Source organism: Kitasatospora sp. NPDC004272, from assembly GCF_053603035.1.
Genome location: NZ_JBSGET010000068.1, coordinates 23,170 through 42,185, shown reverse-complemented (window position 1 = coordinate 42,185; position 19,016 = coordinate 23,170). Strand labels below are relative to the sequence as shown.

Here is a 19,016-nt window from a genome sequence, read left to right as displayed (position 1 = left end):
TCGAGCCACGCGGCCCCATCGAGACCGAAGCAGCACGCCGCCTCGCCGACGACCTCAACGATCAGTAATCAGCTAATTACCCCACACTTTCTGAGCCGTCCCCCCGCTGCCCGAACCGGCCGCCGCCGCCCGGCGGAGCACCGGCTCCCGGCGGGCCGTCAGTCCCCGTCCGACCAGGGCCTTTCGGCGCGGGACCGCTCCGGGAGGCGGGCCCTCGGGCCGCCGCCGGCGGGACCATCGGCCCTGGGGCGGCGGGTCGGCCGCGGACGAGCATGGAGCGCCGCCGCTCGGCGGGGTCGCGCCGCTCCCCGGACGCCCCGCCGGGTGGTGCGGCGCATCCCGGGCCCCGACGGGCCCGGCCCCCGGACGCGGCACGAAGGAGGGCGGCCGATGGCTGCCATCGAGGCGAGTCGGGGTACGGCCGAGGCCGCACCCCGACGCACACCGGGCAGCACGCTGGTGCGGCTGCTCACCACCACCGATCACAAGACGATCGGCACCATGTACCTGGTCACGGCGTTCGCGTTCTTCCTGGTCGGCGGCGTGCTCGCCCTGGTCATGCGCGCCGAACTCGCCCGTCCGGGAACGCAGTTGCTCTCGAACGAGCAGTTCAACCAGGCGTTCACCATGCACGGCTCGATCATGCTGCTGCTGTTCGCGATGCCGCTGTTCACCGGCTTCGCGAACTGGATGATGCCGCTGCAGATCGGCGCCCCGGACGTCGCGTTCCCGCGGCTGAACGCGCTGGCGTACTGGATGTTCCTGTTCGGTTCGCTGATCGCCGCCGCCGGTTTCCTCACCCCGCAGGGCGCGGCGGACTTCGGCTGGTTCGCCTACGCGCCGCTGAGCGACGCGGTGCACTCCCCGGGGATCGGCGCCGACATGTGGATCATGGGCGTGGCGTTCGGCGGGTTCGGCAGCGTGCTGGGCGCGGTCAACTTCATCACCACGATCATCTGCATGCGCGCGCCGGGCCTGACCATGTTCCGGATGTCGATCTTCGTATGGAACGTGCTGCTGACCGCCGTGCTGATCCTGATGATCTTCCCGGTGCTGGCCGCCGCGCTGTTCGCGCTCGAAGCCGACCGCAAGTTCGGCGCGCACGTCTTCGACCCGGCCAACGGCGGGGCGATGCTCTGGCAGCACCTGTTCTGGTTCTTCGGCCACCCCGAGGTGTACGTCCTGGCGCTGCCGTTCTTCGGCATCGTCTCGGAGGTCATCCCGGTGTTCTCCCGCAAGCCGATGTTCGGCTACTCCGGCCTGATCGCGGCCACCATCGCCATCGCCGGCCTGTCCGTCACCGTCTGGGCCCACCACATGTACGTGACGGGGCAGGTGCTGCTGCCGTTCTTCTCCTTCATGACCTTCCTGATCGCGGTGCCGACCGGCGTGAAGTTCTTCAACTGGGTCGGCACCATGTGGAAGGGCTCGCTGAGCTTCGAGACCCCGATGCTGTGGGCCACCGGCTTCCTGGTCACCTTCCTGTTCGGCGGCCTGACCGGCGTGCTGCTGGCCGCCCCGCCGCTGGACTTCCACGTCTCCGACTCGTACTTCGTGGTCGCGCACTTCCACTACACGCTGTTCGGCACGGTGGTGTACGCGATGATGGCGGGCTTCCACTTCTGGTGGCCGAAGATGACCGGGCGGATGCTGGACGAGCGCCTCGGCAAGATCTGCTTCTGGACGCTCACCGTCGGCTTCCACGCCACCTTCCTGGTCCAGCACTGGCTGGGCGCCGAGGGCATGCCGCGCCGCTACGCGGACTACCTGGCCTCGGACGGCTTCACGGCCCTGAACACCGTCTCCACCATCGGCTCGTTCCTGCTCGGCCTGTCGATCCTGCCGTTCCTCTACAACGTCTGGCGGACCGCCAAGTACGCGCCCAGGGTCGAGGCCGACGACCCGTGGGGCTGGGGCCGCTCGCTGGAGTGGGCCACCTCCTGCCCGCCGCCGCGGCACAACTTCACCACCCTGCCGCGGATCCGCTCCGAATCCCCGGCCTTCGACCTGCACCACCCGGACGTCGCCGCCGCCGACTACCTCGACAACCACGGCACCCCGGCCCCGCACCTGGACGGGACCGCCCCGGCCCACTACGACCGGCCCGCCCGGGGAACGCGCCGCCTCCCCGCCCCGCCCGCCGACTGACGGGCCCCAGCCGCCGTCCGCGGTCGCCTCCCCTCCCCGGCCACGGAGGCGACCGCGGACGGCACCCCTCCTTCCCTCTCCGCCCCGCCCCTCCCTCCCGCCCCGGACGTCCTGGAGGTCGAACCGCCGTGGCCCACCCCGTCCTCGCCCTCGGCACCGCCGCACTGACCACCGCCGGCAGCGCCTGGTACCTGCCCGCGCTGCTCGACCTGCGGGCCGGGCCCGACCGTCCGCGCGCCGCACGCCTCGCGGCCGCCGCCTGCCTGGCCTGGTGGTCCGCACTGGCCGTGACCGCGCTGCTGCTCACCACCCCGCTGCCCTGGTACGCCCCGCTCGGCGCGGCCCTGACCGGCGCCCTCACCGGCACCGCGCTGCGCTGGGCGGCGGCCGCCGAACACCGCGCCGAGCAGCGCGAACAGGCCCGCACCTGGGACGCCCTGCTCCGCCCCGACCCCCCGCACCTCCCCGCCCGACCCCCGGCCGCCCCGCCCGCCCCCACCACCGCCGTCCGCCTCACCGCGGCCCTGACCGCGATCGCGGCCGCCGCCTCGGCCGCCGCCACCCTGCTCGCGGGACGGCCCGGCCCGACCGCCCCGGCCGTCCTGACGGTCGCCGCCTCGGTGGGGCTCTGCCTGCTGATCCTGCTGGTCTCCCTGCACCGCCCCCACCCGCACCGGCCCGCCCGCTCGAACCACCCGACGACGGACTGACCCGCCGTCCCGCTCGCCCCTCCCCTCCCCTCCCTCCCGGAAGGAGCACCCGCCGTGTCCACCTCCTCCCTCCCCCTGCCCCTGCCCCTGCCCGGTGACGCGCTCGCCCTGGCCCGGGCCCGGATCACCGCCGCCGGCCGGGACGCCTCCGCCCTGGTCGAGGCCGTCCGGGTCCGGCTCACCGCGGGGCCGGAACGGGTGCTCGCCCAGGTCAACGCGGAGGTCGACGGGCGCCGGGTCCGGGTCCAGCTCGCCGCCCGGACCGCGGGCGAGGCCGCCGAACGGCTCGCGGAGGGCCTGCGCCAGCGGGTCCGCTCCGTCTCCGCGAGCTGGCGCCCCCGCCCTTGGCCGGCCGCCGCGCCCACCCCGCCGGCGTCCTTCTCCACCCGCATCGTCCGCGTCAAGTCGCCCGTCCTGGTGTGGTGTTCACCCGACGCGGCGGTCCGCACCCTGGACGCGATGGACTACGACATCCACCTGTTCACCGACCCGGCCACCGAGACCGACGCCGTCGTCCACCGGATCGGCCCCACCGGCTACCGCCTGGCCCGCACCCTCCCCGCCGGCCCGCCCCGCCACCGCGCCACCCCGCTCACCCTCAGCCCGCACCCCGCCCCGCCGCTCACCGACCGGCAGGCCGCCACCCGCCTGACCACCGCCGACCTGCCCTACCTCTTCTACACCGACCCGGCCACCCACCGCGGCCGCGTCCTCTACCGCCGCCTCGACGGCCACCTCACCCTCCTCACCCCGGCCTGAAAACCCGCACGCCGCACTCCGCCGGTGTCGGCTACAGCCAGTTGCGGCGCTTGAAGATCAGGTAGAGGCTGACGCAGACCACGCCCATCAGGCCGATCGCGAAGGGGTAGCCGAAGACCCAGTGGAGTTCCGGCATCTCCTCGAAGTTCATGCCGTAGACGGTGCCGATGAGGGTGGGGGCGAAGAGGATGGCGGCCCAGGAGGAGATCTTCTTGATCTCGTCGTTCTGGGCGTGGCCGGCTTCGGCGAGTTGCTTCATCTCCTCGTTCTGGCGCTGGGAGACGAGGGTGGCGTTGACGGTGAGGATGTTCTGGAGCATCTGGCGGAAGCCGTCGACGCGTTCGGCGGCGTAGGTGGCGTGGTCGGCGACGTCGCGCAGGTAGCGCTGGAGTTCCTCGTCGGTGCCGTACTTCTGGAAACCGCCTTCGAGGGCGCGCAGGATCTCCAGCAGGGGGCCGGTGGCGCGCTGGAACTCGATGACCTCGCGGGAGAGTTCGTAGATGCGGCGGGAGACTTCGGGGTCGCCGCCGAAGACTTCGGTCTCGATCTCGTCGATGTCGTGCTGGAGGCCGGCGATGACGGGGGCGTAGCCGTCGACGACGGCGTCGAGGACGGCGTAGAGGACGGCTTCGGGGCCGAGGGCGAGCAGGTCGGGGTCGGCTTCGAGGCGGCTGCGGACCATGGAGATGTCGGGCGACTGGGAGTGCCGGACGGTGAGGACGAAGTCGGGGCCGACGAAGAGGTGGATCTCGCCGAAGTCGACCTCCTCGACGTCGTCGAGGTAGCGGGCGGCGCGCAGCACCACGAACAGGGTGTCGCCGTAGCGTTCCAGTTTGGGGCGCTGGTGGGCGACGATGGCGTCTTCCAGGGCGAGTTCGTGCAGGTCGAACTGTTCGGCGGCTTCGATGAGTTGGGCTTCGGCGGGGCGGTAGAGGCCGATCCAGGCCATGGTGCCGGGCTTGCCGGGGAGTTCGCGGTAGATCTCGGCGAGGCCGGCGGGGGCCTCTATCCGGTGGCCGTCGCGGTAGACGGCGGCGTCGACCACGGAGCGTTCCAGGGCGCCGGGCTGGTCGGTGTCGTGGCCCTGGTCGGAGCGCGGGTCCATGGAGTGTTCGGGGGCCGCGGCGCGGTCGGCGGGGCGCCGGGCGGGGGTGCGGCTGAAGGGTCGCTTGCTCGCGCGCACGGCGCGCACACGCCAGTCGGACACGGCGGTACCTCCACGGGTCTGTGTCGCCGGTCCCGGGCCGAGGAGCGGGGCGGAGCGGGACGGGCGGCGGGCCCCGGTGGCGGACGCGGCGCGGGGCGGTGCCGGTGCGGAACGCGGGGTTCAGCGGGCGGCGCGGCGCGGGCGGTGCTGCCGGGGGCCGGGAACGGGTGGGAACTTCCCGGAGCGGGGCCGACTTCGGCCCGGACTACTGCACTCCACCGCTCTCACCTCCTGCGCCTCCCGGACGCCCGGGGGGCGTCGTGACCGCGGCCCAGTCTAGCCCCGCGCGTCGTGCGGCCGTTCCGGCCGGTCGGGGTGCCAGGCTGGGCGCGGCGGGTCGACGGACCGTCCCCGCCCCTCCCCCGGACCTCCGCGAGAAGGACCTGCGCCGTGCCGCTCTTCGTCCCGTCCCCGCAACTGCTGCGCCCCGCCGAGCTGTTGGACTCGCCGGACAAGGTCCCGGACGCGCGGGCGGCCGGGACGCCGGAGCCGCTGCGGGCGGGTCTGACGGAGCTGCTGGGCGGGGCGAAGGTGCTGAGCAAGGTGTCGGACCTGGTGAAGTACGCCTCCGACGCGAGCCCGTACCGCTTCGTGCCGCAGGTGGTGGTGCTCGCCGAGACGGTCCAGGACGTGGCGGCCGTGTTCGGGTACGCGCACCGCAACGGCCGCACCCTGGTGTTCCGGGCCGCGGGGACGTCGTTGAACGGGCAGGCGCAGGGCGAGGACGTCCTGGTGGACGTCCGCCGCGCGTGGACCGGTGTCCGGCTGCTGCCGGACGGGGTGCGGGCCCGGATCGCACCGGGCACCACGGTGCTGCGGGCGAACGCGGCGCTGGCCCGGCACGGGCGGCTGCTGGGGCCGGACCCGGCGAGCGGGCGGGTGGCCACGGTGGGCGGGGTGGTGGCGAACAACGCGTGCGGGATGACGGCGGGCACCACCCGCAACTCGTACCGGCTGCTGTCCGAGGTGACGTTCGTGCTGCCGTCCGGCACCGTGGTGGACACCGGCGCGGCGGACGCCGACGAGCGGCTGCGGGAGGCCGAACCGGCGCTCTGCGAGGGCCTGTTGGCGCTGAAGCGGGAGGTCGAGGCGGACCCCGCGCTGGTGGCCAGGATCCGGGCCAAGTACGAGCTGAAGAACACCAACGGCTACCGGTTGGACGCGCTGCTGGACGGCGACACCCCGGCGGCGATCCTGCGCGGCCTGGTGGTCGGCTCCCAGGGCACCCTCGGCTTCATCGCGGACACGGTGTTCGAGACGGTGCCGCTGGAGCGCCGCACCTCCACCGCGCTGCTGTTCTTCCCGTCGCTGGCGGCCGCGGCGGCCGCCGTGCCGGACTTCACCGGCCTGGGCGCCCGCGCGGTGGAGCTGATGGACGGCAACACGCTGCGCGCGCTGGCCGCCGTCCGGGGCGTCCCGGCCGACTGGGCCGGGGTCCCGCGCGAGGTGACGGCCCTGCTGGTGGAGTTCCGCGCCCCGGACGACGAGACCCTCGACGGGTACGAGCGGGCCGCCCGCCGGGTCGTGCGGGGACTGGACCTGGTCCGCCCGGTGGCCTCCGCCGACAACGAGTTCACCCGCGACCGGGCCGTGGCCGCCGGGTACTGGCACGCCCGGGAGGCGTTCGTGACGGCCGTCGGCGGGTCCCGCCCGTCCGGCACCACGCTGATCACCGAGGACTTCGCCGTCCCGCCCGCCCGGCTGGCCGAGGCGTGCACGGCGCTGCTCGAACTGCAGGCCGCGCACGGCTTCGACGCGGCGGTCTCCGGGCACGCCGCGCACGGCAACCTGCACTTCCTGCTGACCTTCGACGCCGCCCGCCCCGAGGACGTCCGCCGCTACGCCGCCTTCATGGACGCGTTCTGCACGATGACCGTCGAGCGCTTCGACGGCGCGCTGAAGGCCGAGCACGCCACCGGGCGCAACCTCGCGCCGTACCTGGCGCTGGAGTGGGGCGAGCGGGCGACCGCGCTGATGTGGCGGATCAAGGAGCTGTTCGACCCGCACGGCATCCTCGCCCCGGGGGTGGTGCTCAGCCGCGACCCGGAGATCCACCTCAAGGGCCTCAAGTCGATCCCGACGGTCGAGGCGATCGCCGACCCGTGCATCGAGTGCGGCTTCTGCGAGGCGGTCTGCCCCAGCCACGACCTGACCACCTCGCCGCGCCAGCGGATCGTGCTGCGCCGCGAGATGACCCGGCAGCAGGAGGGCTCGAAGGTGCTGGACGAGCTGCTCGACTCGTACGGCTACGACGCCGTGGACACCTGCGCGGGCGACTCCACCTGCAAGCTGGCCTGCCCGGTCGGCATCGACACCGGCGCGCTGATGAAGGAGTTCCGGCACCGGCGGCACTCCGCCTTCGAGGAGCGGAACGCCGCGACGGCCGCGGACCGCTTCGCGCTGCTGGAGGCCGCCGCCCGCACCGGGCTGACCGCGGCCGCCCACCTGCCCGACCGGCTGCTGGCCGGCGCCACCGGCCTGGCCCGCGCCGCCGTCCGGCCCGACCTCGTCCCGGCCTGGCTGCCGGAGATCCCGTCCGGCGCGGCGAAGGCGCTGCCGCCCACCGGGCCGCGCGCGGAGGCGGCGGCCGTCTACTACGTGGCCTGCGTGAACCGGATCTTCGACTCCACCGGCGGCGGGCGGCACGCCTCGCTGCCGCAGGCGGTGGTGGACGTCTCCCGGCGGGCCGGGAAGCCGGTGTGGATCCCCGCCGACCTGCCGGGGACGTGCTGCGCGACCATCTGGCACTCCAAGGGGTACGACGACGGCAACGCGCTGATGGCGAACCGGATCGTCGAACGGGCCTGGGAGTGGACCGGCCACGGCGAGCTGCCGCTGGTGGTCGACGCCTCCTCGTGCACGCTCGGCATCGCCGAGGAGGTGCTGCCGTACCTGACGGCGGAGAACCGCGAGCGCCACGCCGGGCTGACCGTCGTCGACTCCACCAGCTGGGCGGCCGGCCTGCTGCCGCAGCTGACCGTCACCGCCCCGCTGGCCAGTGCCGTGCTGCACCCCACCTGCTCGATGCGCCACCTGGACGTGGTCGGCGACCTGGCCGCCGTCGCCGGGGCGGTCAGCGGCGAGGTGGTGACCCCGGTGTACGCCGAGTGCTGCGGCTTCGCGGGCGACCGCGGCCTGCTGCACGAGGAGCTGACCGCCTCGGCGACCCGGCAGGAGGCCGCCGAGGTGCTCGCCCGGAACTTCGACGACCACCTGAGCGCCAACCGGACGTGCGAGATCGGCATGGACCACGCCACCGGCCGCACGTACCGCTCCGTCCTGATCGCCCTGGAGGCGGCCACCCGCCCGGCCTGACCGGCCCGGTAATCCCGTGGCGGGCGCCCGCCCGGACCGGCCACACTCGGCCGGGTGAGCGACGAGACCTGGGCCCCGGACGACGACCTGCGCGCGGCGGCCGCCCTGCTGTCATCCGCCGAGCCTTCCCAACGGGCCGCCGGCTACCGGCGGCTGGCGGCGCGCACCGCGCCCGGGGCGGACGCGCTGCGGGCCTGGGCGGTGGCCACCGTGCTGCCCCGGGCCGGGCGGGAGCCGGACGGGCCCGCGCTGTCCGTGCTGGTGGACGTGCTGGGGGCGGCGCAGGACGAGCGGGCGCTGCCGGTGCTGCTGGACCTGGCCGGGCACCCGGACGGGGCCGTCCGGCTGGCGGTGGCGAAGGCGCTGCCGTTCGTGGGCGAGCCGGTCCGGGACTCGCCCCGGGTGCGCGCCCTGCTGGCGCTCAGCCGGGACGCGGCCCCGCCGGTGCGGGACGCGGCGGTGTTCGGGCTCGGCACCCAGGGCGAGGCGTACGGCCCGGCGGTCCGGGCCGCGCTGCACGAGCGGCTGGACGACGAGGACGAGGAGGTCGCCGAGGAGGCGGTGCGCGGCCTGGCCAACCGTCAGGACGCGTCGGTGCTGCCCCGGCTGATCGACCTGCTGGAGACGTACGTGGAGCCGCACCCGCTGACGCTGTCCGCCGCCGCGGTCCTCGGCCGGCCCGAACTGCTGCCGGTGCTGGCCGAGTTGGCGGTGGAGCGGCCGGAGGACCGGCGGATCGCGGCGGCCCTGGAAGCCTGCGACCCGGCCCGGCGCGAGGAGCGTTCCGCGCTGGCCTGGCGGCTGCTGGAGGAACTGGCCGTCCGGCGCCCCGACCTGGACGCCGCGCTGGCCTGGGACCGCTTCTCCACCGACCTGCGCCTGGAGGTCCACCACCCCGCCGAGCCGGGCAGCTACCTCCTGGACGGCCTGCTGCGCCGCGCCGGGCACGACCCGTCCCGGGCGGCCGCCCTGGTCGACGCCGACTTCCCGCCCACCGCCTGAACGCCCACCGCCCGAGCGCCCACCTCCCGAACGCCCACCGCCTGAACGCCCACCGCCCGAGCGCGCGTCACTCCCCGCGCAGCGGCCGGACGATCTCCTGCACCAGCCACTTCGCGACGCCCGGCGGGTAGGGCGCGCGCAGGCTCAGCACCAGGTGGGTGAAGCCCGCGGCGATCAGCTCGGCGAGCACGGCCCGGTCCCGGGCCGGGTCCTGGTAGGAGACGATGTACTGCACGGAGCGGGTGAGCGTCGCGGGGTCGCGGCCGATCGCGGCGCAGTGCGCGTCCAGCACGCGGGCGCGTTCGGCGACGGCGGCGACGTCGTTGTGCGGCGGGCCGGGGACGTTCCAGATGTCGGCCCGTTCGGCGACCAGGCGCAGCAGTCTCGTCCCCCAGCCGCCGATCAGGATCGGCGGGCCGGGGCGCTGCACCGGGCCCGGCCGGTTGTGGTTGCCGGTCAGGGTGGTCCAGCGCCCGGCGTAGTCGAACGCCTCGCCGCTCCACATGCCGCGCAGCACCTCGACGGTCTCGGCGAGCCGGGCGATGCCCTCGCCGGGTGGCACCAGGTCGAGGCCGTAGCCGGCGTACTCGGCGACGGCGGGGTTCTCGCCCGCGATGCCGCCCGCCCCGGCGGGCTGGTGGGTGCCGCCGACGCCGAGGCCCATGACCAGCCGCCCGCCGGAGAGGACGTCGACGGTGGTGGCCATCTTGCCGAGCAGCGCGGGGTGGCGCAGCGGGTTGGCGGTGACCAGCAGGCCGAGCCGCAGCCGCCGGGTGCGGGCGGCGAGCGCGCTGAGCAGGGTCCAGCCCTCCAGGACGTCGCCGTCCTTGGGGCCGACGAGGGGCATCAGGTGGTCCCAGAGCCAGGCGTCGGCGAGTTCGGGGAGTTCGTCGGCCTCCTCCCAGACCCGCAGGATCTCGGGGTAGCCGACGCGCATGGGTGTGGTCTTGACGCCGAAGGTGACCTCCGGCGGGGTGAGTCGGTCCATGTTTCGTCAGCCTAGCCGATCGTCAGCGCTGCTGACTATCGCCCCCCGTGAACATCAGCGGCCCCAGCTATCCTCGCCCCATGACCAGCGACGCCCGCCCCGAGCAGCTCACCGACCGGCTCGGCTACCTGCTCAAGCACGCCCACCTGCGCTACACCGAGACCTCCGCCCGGGCGCTCGCCCCGCTCGGCACGGACGGGCGCGAACTCGCCGTGCTCGCCGTACTGGCCGCCGGTACCCCGCTCTCCCAGCAGGAGGCCGCCGGACGGCTGGGCGTGGACCGCACCACGATGGTCGCGCTGGTCGACGCCCTGGAGGCGAAGTCGCTGGCCGAACGGGTCCGCAGCCCCGCCGACCGCCGCAAGAACACCGTCCGACTCACCGACCGGGGACGGCAGTTGCTCGACCGGGCGGAGGAGGTCCGGCTGCGCACCGAACGGGAGTTCCTGGCCGCCCTGCCCGCACCCGACGCGGCCGCCCTGCTCGCCGCCCTGCGCGTCCTCGCCACCGGGGCCGACGACCGGGAGTCCTGAAACCGGCGGTGGCGTGCCGCAGTGTGCCACCGCACGCCCCGGCGCACTTCCGCGCGCCCGGCGACCGGGGGATGACGCGGCGTTTCGCCGGGAATGCCCCGGGTTGCCCGTCCTCCACCGCACCGCCGGAGCGTGACCGAATGACCACCCCGCCGTCCGACCCGTCCCCGCCCGCCGACCCCTCCTCGGCGCCCGTCGTGTTCGACGCCCCGTTCTCGGACCGTTCGCAGTGGGCCGCCGGGGCCTCCTCCGCGTACCCGCCGGGCGGGCGCAACACCGGCGACAACAAGCTCGACCACCTGGTGCCCGGCTACGGCCCGGACGGGGACCGGTTCACCGCGCTGCGGGAGAACGCGGGCAGTTGGCGCACCCCGCTGGTGACCACCGAGGGCACCGCGGGCGGCTTCGAACTGCGGCCCGGCGACCGGCTGGAGGCCCGCTGCCAGGTGACGGCGGACCAGGGCGTCTGGCCCGCGATCTGGACCTGGGGGCGGGACGCCGCCCCCGGCCGGCCGCAGACCGGCCACGGGGAGGTGGACGTGCTGGAGTACCACGACGACCACCCGCGGCTGCTGGAGCTGAGCAACCACGTCCGCCCCGGCGACCCGGCCTACCTGGACGGGCTGGTGACGCCGGGCCGCTGGTTCGCCGTCGCCTGCACCTTCGGCACCGACTCGGTCCGCTGGGAGCTGGACGGCCGCGAGGTGCACGCCGACGGCCGCGGCGTCGGCCCCGACTGGCGGGCCTGGATCATCGTCAACCTGTCCGTCGCGGGCGGCCGCTACGGCCACCGCCGCCCGCGCCCGAACGCCCGCCGACTGTCCTGGCGCTGCCGCGGCCTGACCGTCCGCCGCCCGCGGTGACCCCGGAGGGCCGGCGGCGGCCCGCACCCGTCCGGCCCCGCCCCGCCGACGCCCCGAGGCTCCCGTGCCCTACAGCTCCAGCGACACCCGGTGCCGGCGCAGCCAGCCGTCGAGCAGCAGCACCACCTCGCCGGCGTTGCGCAGGTCGGTGCCGGGCGCGTCGGCGACGGCCGTGCGGGTGGCGGCGAGGTCGAGCAGGTCGCGGGCGGGGGCGTCGCGGTCGGCCAGCAGTTCGCCGAGTTCGGCGCGCAGCGCCTCGGCGTAGCGCGGGTCCTGGGTGGAGGGGTAGGGGCTCTTGACGCGCTGGGCGACGGCCTCGGGGAGCACGTCGCGGGCGGCGGCGCGCAGCAGGGACTTCTCCCGGCCGTCGAAGTTCTTCATCGCCCAGGGGGTGTTGAAGACGTACTGGACCAGGCGGTGGTCGCAGAACGGGACGCGGACCTCCAGGCCGACGGCCATCGAGGCGCGGTCCTTGCGGTCGAGCAGGCTCTGCACGAAGCGGGTCAGGTGCAGGTGGCTGATCTCGCGCATCCGGCGTTCGTGGCCGCTCTCCCCGGCCAGCCGGGGGACTTCGGCGAGCGCCTCGCGGTAGCGGGCGTCCCGGTAGCCGGGGAGGTCGAGCTTGGCGAGCAGGCCGGGGGCGAGCAGGGAGTGCGGGCCGAGCCGGGGGGTGCCGCCGGTGAAGCCCTTGGCGAGGACGTACATCCAGGGGAAGCCGTCGTGGGAGACGGCGTCCGGGTGGTGGAACCACAGGTAGCCGCCGAACACCTCGTCGGCGGACTCGCCGGACAGCGCGACGGTGGACTGTTCGCGGATCGCCTTGAACAGCAGGTAGAGCGAGGTGTCGCCCTCGCCGAGGCCGCTCGGCAGGTCGCGGGCGGCGAGCACGGCGTCCCGGTTGCGGCGGTCCATCAGGTCGGCGGTGTCCAGCACGATGTCGCGGTGCGCGGAGCCGACGTGCTCGGCCAGCGCGTGCGCGTAGGGGCCGTCCGGGGTGCCGCGCAGCTGGTCGGGGACGAAGTTCTCGGTCTGGCCGGTGAAGTCGACGGCGAAGGAGCGCACCGGGCCCCGTCCGGCGGCGGCCAGGCCGCGGGCGGCGAGCGCGGTGATCACCGAGGAGTCGAGGCCGCCGGAGAGCAGGGTGCACAGCGGGACGTCGGCGATCAGCTGGCGGGCGACGATGTCGTCGAGCAGTTCGCGGACGGTGGCGATGGTGGTGGGCAGGTCGTCGGTGTGCTCGTACGACTCCAGCGCCCAGTAGCGGCGTTCGGTGATGCCCTGGCGGCGGACCCGCAGGGTGTGGCCGGGCTTGAGTTCGCGCATGCCGCGGTAGACGGCGTGGCCGGGGGTCTTGGTGAGGGCGAGCAGTTCGGCCAGGCCCTCGGCGTCGACGACGGCGCGCGCCGCGGGGTGGGCGAGGATGGCCTTGGGTTCGGAGCCGAACAGCACGCCGTCGGGGGTGGGCCAGTAGTAGAGCGGTTTGATGCCCATCCGGTCGCGCACCAGCAGCAGTTCCTCGGTGCGCGGGTCCCAGAGCGCGAAGGCGTACATGCCGTTGAGGTGCTCGGTGAACGCCTCGCCCCACTCCAGGTAGGCGTGCAGGGCGACCTCGGTGTCGCTCTCGGTGCGGAAGGCGTGGCCGCGGGCGGTCAGTTCGGCGCGCAGTTCGCGGTAGTTGTAGATCTCGCCGCTGTAGGTGGTGACGAGGACGGTGCGGCCGTCGTGCTCGGCGGCCATCGGCTGGCGGCCGCCGTCGAGGTCGATGACGGCGAGCCGCCGGTGGCCGAGGCCGACGTGGGTGTCGAGCCAGACGCCGGCGGCGTCCGGGCCGCGGCAGGCCATGGTGGCGGTCATCGCGGCGAGGGTGGCGTGTTCCGTGCTCAGGTCCCGGTCGAACGAGACCCATCCGGTGATCCCGCACATGCGAGGTGGTGGCCCTTCCTCGAAAGAGCCGGCGCCGCGCCGCCCCGGTGGTGGTGGCGGGGGCGGGGCCGTCTCCCGTACGGCCGCGCCGGCGCCACGACGCTAGGCGCGATGGGTGCATTCGACAACCAAGTGTTGGTCATGTACGCACAGTTCGGGCCATCCGCGCTCCCCGCCCCACCAGCGCCGACGCCCCCTCAACCCCCTTCGGCCACCCGCACATCTGGCCCGAACCCGTGCACCCGGTGCTCGGTGAAGCTGCGCACCGTGGTCACCCCCGGCTCGTAGCGCAGCGCCGCCGGGTCCGCCGCCCCGCCGAGCAGCAGCCGCAGGTACTGGCCGACCAGGTCGGCGCCCGCCGCCAGCGAGATCGGCAGGCCGCCGGAGCAGCGCGGGTTGACCTCCACCACCCGGGCCGGCCCGTCCGCCGCCAGGAAGCCCTGGACGTTGACCAGTCCGGTCAGGCCGAGCGCCCCGGTCAGCCGCTCCACCAGCTCGTCCACCCGCGGGTCGGCGAAGGTGGTGCCCCGGGTGGCGATGCCGCCGCGCACCTGGGTGCGCCAGCGCGGGACGGCGGCGTGCACGGTGCCGTCCCGGCCGATCAGGCAGTCCGCGGTGAACTCCCGTCCGGGCAGCAGGGTCTGCACGATCGGTTCCGGGACGCGCCGCAGCAGGGTGGGGAAGTCCGCCGGGTCGTGGACCGCGTGCACGTCGCGCGAGCCCCGGCCGCGGCGCGGCTTGACGATCCACGGGCCGGGCAGGGCGCCGGGCCCGCCGAGGGCCGTGCCGGGGGCGGGGATCCCGGCGATCGCCCCCGCGAAGGCCCACTTGTCCAGGCAGGCGGTGACGGTCCGCTCCCCCGGGAACCAGGCCGCGATCCCCTTGTCGGTGAACTCGCGCTCCCGTCCGGCGAGTTGCTCCAGCTCCTCGCCGACCGTCACCACCACGGCGGCGCACCCGCGTTCCACCGCGACGCCCAGCAGCGCCGTCCCGAACCCGCCGTCCCGCGCCGACGGCAGTACCGCGCCCTCGTACCCGAGGTGCAGCCCGGCGCCCTGCGGGTCCGCGTCGCCGACCACCGGCACCATCCCGGCCCGCGCGACCTCCCGGGCCAGCACCACCCCGGCCGGGCCGCCGCCCCCGGTCACCAGCACCCGCACGGTCATCTCCGCCTCCCGCTCGTCCGTCGTCAACTCGCTTCCCCCGCACGCCTCTCGATCCGCAGCGCGACCATCAGCAGCACCGCGAGCAGCAGCATCAGGTACGACCACAGCGTCCCGCCCCAGTCGTGGAAGCCGACCATCGTGGGGATGCCGTAGTCCTGGCCGACCCACAGCACGGCCACCAGCCGGGCCAGGTTCGCCGCGGTGAACAGCGCCGCCGCGGCCGCCGCGCCGACCAGCCGCCGGCGCAGGCTCCCGCCGAGGACCAGCAGCGACACGCCCGCGCAGGCCGCCGCCACGGTCAGCGCCGAGCAGGACGGGCTGATCCGGATGAAGAACGGCTGGTGGCCGTGGAAGCCGTGCACCAGGTCGGTGCCGGGCAGTTGGCGGGCCGACGTGAGGCCGCACCAGCGGGCCGCCGCCGCGGTCGCGGCCGCCTCGGCCCGGGTGACCGGCCCGGCCGCCCAGCGGCCGAGGGCGAGGGTCGCGGCGACGACGGCCAGCACCCGCAGCACCGGGGCGACCGGCCGGGCCGGGCCGACGGCCGACCGCGCCCGCACCGCGCCCGCCGCCGCCCCGTCCACCCGCACCGCTCCCGCCCGCGCCTTCCCCGTCCTCACAGCCCCGCTCCGATCGCCGCGTTGGGCGCCGCCGCGGTGCGCTCGGTCTTCACCCAGGAGTACGCGGAGCCGATCCGGCGGTCGATCAGGGCCCGGGTGCACAGCAGCACGGAGAGCACGAACAGCGCGGGGAACAGCAGCAGGAGCAGCACCTCCCGGCGCCTGGTCCCGGCCCGGATCAGGCCGCCGCCGATCTCCAGCACCGGCCCGGCCAGCATCAGCGGGGCGAGCGGCCACAGCGGCACGGTCAGCGCCAGCCCCGGCCAGGACGCCTCGACGCCCGCCAGCAGCAGCGCCACCGCGCACAACACCGGCACGTGGTACAGGTACAGGAACATCAGCGCCTCCGCCTTGCCGGCCGGGCCCAGGTGGCGGGAGCGCAGCAGCGGGCCCCGGTGGTCGGCGCAGACCTGCTGGTGGCCGCGCGCCCAGCGGTAGCGCTGGCGCCAGTAGCCGCGCAGCGTGGTGACGGCGAGTTCGGTGTCGACGGCGTCCTCGGTGTAGCCGACCCGGTGCCCGGCGAGCCAGACCCGGACGGTCAGGTCGGTGTCCTCGGTGACGGAGTCGGTGTTCCAGCCGCCGAGCGCGCGCAGCACCGGGGTGCGCACCGCGCAGTTGGCGCCGCCGTACGCGGGCAGGCCGAAGGCGCTGCGCCGTCCGGCCATGTTGACCAGGTAGCCGCACAGGTAGTCGACGGCGACCAGCCGGGCGATCAGGCTGTCGCCGGGGTTGCGGACCACGCAGCGGCCCTGCGCGGCGGCGGTGCCGGGGTCGTCGAAGACCCGCACCAGGGCGCGCAGGCAGCCGGGTTCGGGCTGGTGGTCGGCGTCGAAGACCACGGTGATCTCGCCGCGGACCAGCTCCAGCGCCTCGTTCAGCGCGGCGGACTTCCCGCCGGCGGCGTCCGCGGCGCGGCGCAGCACCCGCCAGTTGGGGTGCCCGGCGGCGGCGCGCTCCAGCCGGTCGCCGGTGTCGTCGGCGGAGCGGTCGTCGACGAACACCACGTCGAGCCGGTCGGCCGGGTAGTCGAGGGCGGCCAGCGCCCGGGTCAGACCGTCGACGACCCTCGCCTCGTCGTGGCACGGCACCAGCACCGTCACGCTCGGCAACTCCCCAACCTCGGTGGCCGGTTCGGTGCGGGCGTGCAGCGCGCCGGCGAGCAGCACCAGGTGCCGCAGCAGGTACAGGCCGAACACGGCGGCGAGCAGCGCGGCGAGCGCGTGGTGCGCCCACACCGGGCGCCAGCAGAGCAGTCCGGCCGCCGCCAGGGCGGGCAGCAGCCGCCAGGGCCTCCTCACAGCGCCTCCCGCACGAGGTCGAGCGCCTCGGCGGCGGTCGCGAGGGAGGCCGATTCGGCTCCGGTGTCGGCCTGTCGGCGGTACTCGCCCTGCCGGACCCGGATCACCGGGATGCCCAGCCGGGCCGCTCCGGCGACGTCCTTGTCCGGCCGGTCGCCGACCATCAGCACTTCGCCGGGGGCGCGGCCGAGCAGTTCCAGGGCGCGCCGGAAGCCGTCGGGGGCGGGTTTGCGGGCGGCCCGGCCGCCGGGCAGTTCGTCGGTGCACACCACCTGCGGCAGCAGCGGCGCGAGGCCGGTGGCGGCGAGTTTGGCGCGCTGCTGCGGCGGGTTGCCGTCGGTGAGCACCACCAGCGGGACGGCTTCGGCGAGCCGGGCCAGCCGCTCGGCGACGCCGGGGTGGGGGTCGAGCAGCGCCGGCCGGAACGCCCGGAAGACGCCGACCAGTTCTGCGGCCAGCTCCCGGTCCGCGATCCCGATCCGCTCCAGCGCCCGGTCGACGATCCGCCCCCGGTCGCTGCCCTGCGCGCACACCTCGTCCAGGGCGGCCCGCAGCGGCGCGCGCAGCGGGGCCGGCCCGGCGGCGGCGACCGCGTCCCAGGCGGCGGCGAGGAAGGCGGCCTGCGGGTAGAGCGTGTCGTCCAGGTCCAGCAGGACGCCCCGGCAGCGCGGCCGCGCCGTCATGCCGTCACCTGGCGGGGCACGGTGACCGCGCCGACGCCCAGGCTGAGCAGGCTGCGGGTGGCGGTGAACGCCTCGGCGGCCTCCAGGCGGCCCTGGAAGCCGCGGAAGCGGGCCTGGGCGGCGAGCGCGTCGAGGTCGACCCGGCGGGAGCCGACCACCTGGGAGAGGTGGTGGCGCAGCAGGGCGAGCTTGCCGGGGACGTGTCCGGTGACGTCGCTGTAGACGGTGGGCTGAAAGTCCAAGGTGGTGGGGCCTTCGTAGTGCAGCAGGTGGGGGTGGGTGCGGGCGGCGGCGACGGTGGCCCGGGCGGCGGCCCGGTGGTCCTGGTGGGAGTCGGCGGGGGCGTGGGTGAGGACCAGGTCGGGGCGGAAGTCGGTGAGGACGTCCTCGATCCGCCGGGTGAGTGCGGCGTCGTGCGTCAACTCGCCGTCGCGGAAGCCGCCGCGGTACAGCTCGGCACCCAACTGCCGTGCGGCGGACTGCTGTTCGCGGTCGCGGAGTTCGGGGTCGCCGGGGCCGAGCCGCCCGTCGGTGAGCACCAGCAGGGCGAGCCGGGCGCCCTCCTCCCGGGCCTTCAACAGCGTTGCGCCGCAGCCGAGTTCGATGTCGTCGGGGTGCGAGCCGATGGCGAGGATCCGCATCAGCCCTCCCCGGGTTCGCGCAGCGCGAGCCGGTCGGCCCGGTACGCCTCGACGACCAGCTCCGCGATCCGCTCGCCGGTGCGCCCGTCCCCGTAGGGGCAGGGGAGTTCGGCGATCCGGTGCTGTTCGGCGGGGTCGAGCAGCCGCCGGGCGGCGGCGAGCGCCCGTTCGGGGTCGAGGCCGACGAGTGCGGCCTGGCCGAGCGCGACGCCCTCGGGCCGGGGCGTGCTCTCGCGCAGCACCACGGCGGGGACGCCGAACCAGCCGGCCTCCTCCTGGAGTCCGCCGGAGTCGGTGGCGACCAGCGCCGAGGAGGCGGTCAACTCCAGCATCCGCCGGTGCGGTTGGGGTTCGATCAGCTCGATTCCCGGGTGTTCCAGGGCCGTTCGGAGCCCGTGCGCGTCCAGCCGGTCGGCGGTGCGCGGGTGCAGCGGGAACACCACCGGGCCGTGCCGGTCGGCCAGTGCGCGGACGGTGGCCGTCAGCGCGGCCAGCCGCTGGTACGCGTCGACGGTGCCGGGCCGGTGCGCGGTGACCAGCACGCCGCGCCGCCGCTCCACCGGCACGGCTCGGACCCCCGACGTCCGCAGCACGTCGAGCACGGTGTTGCCGACCACGTGCACGGCGGCGGCGGGGACGCCCTCGCGCAGCAGGTTGGCGCGGGCGCCCTCGGTGGGGGCGAAATGCAGGGTGGCGAGGTCGGCGGCGACGGTGCGGTTGCTCTCCTCGGGCGAGAGCGGGTTGTGCGAGCGCAGCCCGGCCTCGACGTGCGCGACGGGGACGCCGTGCCGCCGGGCGGCGAGGGCGACCAGCGGCACCGTCCAGGTGTCGCCCTGGACGATCGCCAGGTCGGGCCGGGGCCCGGCGGCGAAGTGGGCCAGCGCGTGGGCGAGCAGGCCGCCGGTGCGGGCGGGTTCGTCGCCGGTCAGCTCCCAGGCGGTGTCGGGCGGGACGCCGAGGTCGGCGAAGAAGGTTCCGGCCATCCGCCGGTCGTGGTGCTGGCCGGTGGCGATCACCCGGACGCCGGCCCCGGCGGCGCGCAGGGCGTGCACGACGGGGGCGAGTTTGACGATCTCGGGGCGGGTGCCGGCGAAGACGGTGAGCTGCGGGGCCCGGCCGGGACGGGTGGTCCCGGCCGGGGTCCGCCGGTGTGCGGCGTTCAT

General features: G+C 75.4%; 16 protein-coding genes. 7 read left to right on the top strand and 9 right to left on the bottom strand.

What is annotated here, in order from left to right:
- The first annotated feature begins 390 nt into the window (after nt 1-390).
- The 3 genes from ctaD (at nt 391) to ACWEO5_RS21540 (ending at nt 3,617) form a co-directional block, all read left to right on the top strand.
- Nucleotides 391-2,148 carry an aa3-type cytochrome oxidase subunit I gene (gene ctaD / locus ACWEO5_RS21550; protein ID WP_452163904.1) on the top strand — a complete coding sequence of 586 codons (1,758 nt, stop codon included), beginning with the start codon at nt 391-393 and terminating at the stop codon, nt 2,146-2,148.
- A 128-nt stretch (nt 2,149-2,276) separates the two neighbouring features.
- The gene (locus ACWEO5_RS21545) at nt 2,277-2,858 is read left to right on the top strand and encodes a hypothetical protein (protein ID WP_452163903.1); all 582 of its coding nucleotides are present in this window, start codon (nt 2,277-2,279) and stop codon (nt 2,856-2,858) included.
- Nucleotides 2,859-2,912: 54 nt separating this feature from the next.
- Nucleotides 2,913-3,617 (top strand): sigma 54 modulation/S30EA ribosomal C-terminal domain-containing protein, encoded by a 705-nt coding sequence (locus ACWEO5_RS21540; protein ID WP_452163902.1) that lies wholly within the window; start codon nt 2,913-2,915, stop codon nt 3,615-3,617.
- 31 nt (nt 3,618-3,648) lie between these two features.
- Here the strand turns inward: ACWEO5_RS21540 and ACWEO5_RS21535 are convergent, their stop codons facing one another.
- On the bottom strand, nt 3,649-4,824 hold the full coding sequence (locus tag ACWEO5_RS21535; protein ID WP_452163901.1) for a magnesium and cobalt transport protein CorA: 1,176 nt from the start codon (nt 4,822-4,824) through the stop codon (nt 3,649-3,651).
- Nucleotides 4,825-5,214: 390 nt separating this feature from the next.
- Between ACWEO5_RS21535 and ACWEO5_RS21530 the strand changes: the two genes are divergently transcribed.
- Together ACWEO5_RS21530 and ACWEO5_RS21525 are read left to right on the top strand one after the other, a co-directional pair.
- Entirely contained in the window at nt 5,215-8,139 is a 2,925-nt protein-coding gene (locus ACWEO5_RS21530; protein WP_452163900.1) for an FAD-binding and (Fe-S)-binding domain-containing protein, read from the top strand.
- A 54-nt stretch (nt 8,140-8,193) separates the two neighbouring features.
- Nucleotides 8,194-9,141 carry a HEAT repeat domain-containing protein gene (locus ACWEO5_RS21525; RefSeq protein ID WP_452163898.1) on the top strand — a complete coding sequence of 316 codons (948 nt, stop codon included), beginning with the start codon at nt 8,194-8,196 and terminating at the stop codon, nt 9,139-9,141.
- A gap of 67 nt (nt 9,142-9,208) precedes the next feature.
- On the opposite strand, the gene ACWEO5_RS21520 is transcribed toward ACWEO5_RS21525, so the two are convergent.
- On the bottom strand, nt 9,209-10,129 hold the full coding sequence (locus tag ACWEO5_RS21520; RefSeq protein WP_452163897.1) for an LLM class flavin-dependent oxidoreductase: 921 nt from the start codon (nt 10,127-10,129) through the stop codon (nt 9,209-9,211).
- 80 nt (nt 10,130-10,209) lie between these two features.
- Here ACWEO5_RS21520 and ACWEO5_RS21515 point away from each other — a divergent pair, with 80 nt between their 5' ends.
- Complete coding sequence (locus ACWEO5_RS21515) at nt 10,210-10,662, top strand: MarR family winged helix-turn-helix transcriptional regulator (RefSeq protein ID WP_452163896.1); 453 nt, start codon at nt 10,210-10,212, stop codon at nt 10,660-10,662.
- Between the two features lie 140 nt (nt 10,663-10,802).
- On the top strand, nt 10,803-11,525 hold the full coding sequence (locus ACWEO5_RS21510; protein ID WP_344555475.1) for a beta-glucanase: 723 nt from the start codon (nt 10,803-10,805) through the stop codon (nt 11,523-11,525).
- 69 nt (nt 11,526-11,594) lie between these two features.
- Here the strand turns inward: ACWEO5_RS21510 and asnB are convergent, their stop codons facing one another.
- The 7 genes from asnB to wecB form a co-directional block, all read right to left on the bottom strand.
- The gene (gene asnB, locus ACWEO5_RS21505) at nt 11,595-13,448 is read right to left on the bottom strand and encodes an asparagine synthase (glutamine-hydrolyzing) (protein ID WP_452163895.1); all 1,854 of its coding nucleotides are present in this window, start codon (nt 13,446-13,448) and stop codon (nt 11,595-11,597) included.
- A 197-nt stretch (nt 13,449-13,645) separates the two neighbouring features.
- Nucleotides 13,646-14,641 carry an ATP-grasp domain-containing protein gene (locus ACWEO5_RS21500; protein ID WP_452163894.1) on the bottom strand — a complete coding sequence of 332 codons (996 nt, stop codon included), beginning with the start codon at nt 14,639-14,641 and terminating at the stop codon, nt 13,646-13,648.
- Complete coding sequence (locus ACWEO5_RS21495) at nt 14,638-15,231, bottom strand: hypothetical protein (protein WP_452163893.1); 594 nt, start codon at nt 15,229-15,231, stop codon at nt 14,638-14,640. Before ACWEO5_RS21495 ends, ACWEO5_RS21500 begins: the two co-directional genes overlap by 4 nt.
- Nucleotides 15,228-16,529: a glycosyltransferase gene (locus ACWEO5_RS21490; RefSeq protein ID WP_452163892.1), complete on the bottom strand. Its 1,302-nt coding sequence runs from the start codon at nt 16,527-16,529 to the stop codon at nt 15,228-15,230. The genes ACWEO5_RS21495 and ACWEO5_RS21490 overlap by 4 nt, the downstream gene beginning before the upstream one ends.
- Nucleotides 16,526-17,212 (bottom strand): HAD family hydrolase, encoded by a 687-nt coding sequence (locus ACWEO5_RS21485; RefSeq protein WP_452163891.1) that lies wholly within the window; start codon nt 17,210-17,212, stop codon nt 16,526-16,528. The genes ACWEO5_RS21490 and ACWEO5_RS21485 overlap by 4 nt, the downstream gene beginning before the upstream one ends.
- Complete coding sequence (locus tag ACWEO5_RS21480; RefSeq protein ID WP_452163890.1) at nt 17,209-17,853, bottom strand: PIG-L deacetylase family protein; 645 nt, start codon at nt 17,851-17,853, stop codon at nt 17,209-17,211. The genes ACWEO5_RS21485 and ACWEO5_RS21480 overlap by 4 nt, the downstream gene beginning before the upstream one ends.
- Nucleotides 17,853-19,016 (bottom strand): non-hydrolyzing UDP-N-acetylglucosamine 2-epimerase, encoded by a 1,164-nt coding sequence (gene wecB, locus ACWEO5_RS21475; RefSeq protein ID WP_452163889.1) that lies wholly within the window; start codon nt 19,014-19,016, stop codon nt 17,853-17,855. The genes ACWEO5_RS21480 and wecB overlap by 1 nt, the downstream gene beginning before the upstream one ends.

Excerpts from the sequence above, each read along its gene's own strand:
- ACWEO5_RS21480 (WP_452163890.1), bottom strand. The coding sequence starts at position 17,853 with ATGCGGATCCTCGCCATCGGCTCGCACCCCGACGACATCGAACTCGGC.
- ACWEO5_RS21485 (WP_452163891.1), bottom strand. The coding sequence starts at position 17,212 with ATGACGGCGCGGCCGCGCTGCCGGGGCGTCCTGCTGGACCTGGACGAC.
- ACWEO5_RS21510 (WP_344555475.1), top strand. The coding sequence starts at position 10,803 with ATGACCACCCCGCCGTCCGACCCGTCCCCGCCCGCCGACCCCTCCTCG.
- wecB (WP_452163889.1), bottom strand. The coding sequence starts at position 19,016 with ATGAACGCCGCACACCGGCGGACCCCGGCCGGGACCACCCGTCCCGGC.
- asnB (WP_452163895.1), bottom strand. The coding sequence starts at position 13,448 with ATGTGCGGGATCACCGGATGGGTCTCGTTCGACCGGGACCTGAGCACG.
- ACWEO5_RS21515 (WP_452163896.1), top strand. The coding sequence starts at position 10,210 with ATGACCAGCGACGCCCGCCCCGAGCAGCTCACCGACCGGCTCGGCTAC.
- ctaD (WP_452163904.1), top strand. The coding sequence starts at position 391 with ATGGCTGCCATCGAGGCGAGTCGGGGTACGGCCGAGGCCGCACCCCGA.
- ACWEO5_RS21520 (WP_452163897.1), bottom strand. The coding sequence starts at position 10,129 with ATGGACCGACTCACCCCGCCGGAGGTCACCTTCGGCGTCAAGACCACA.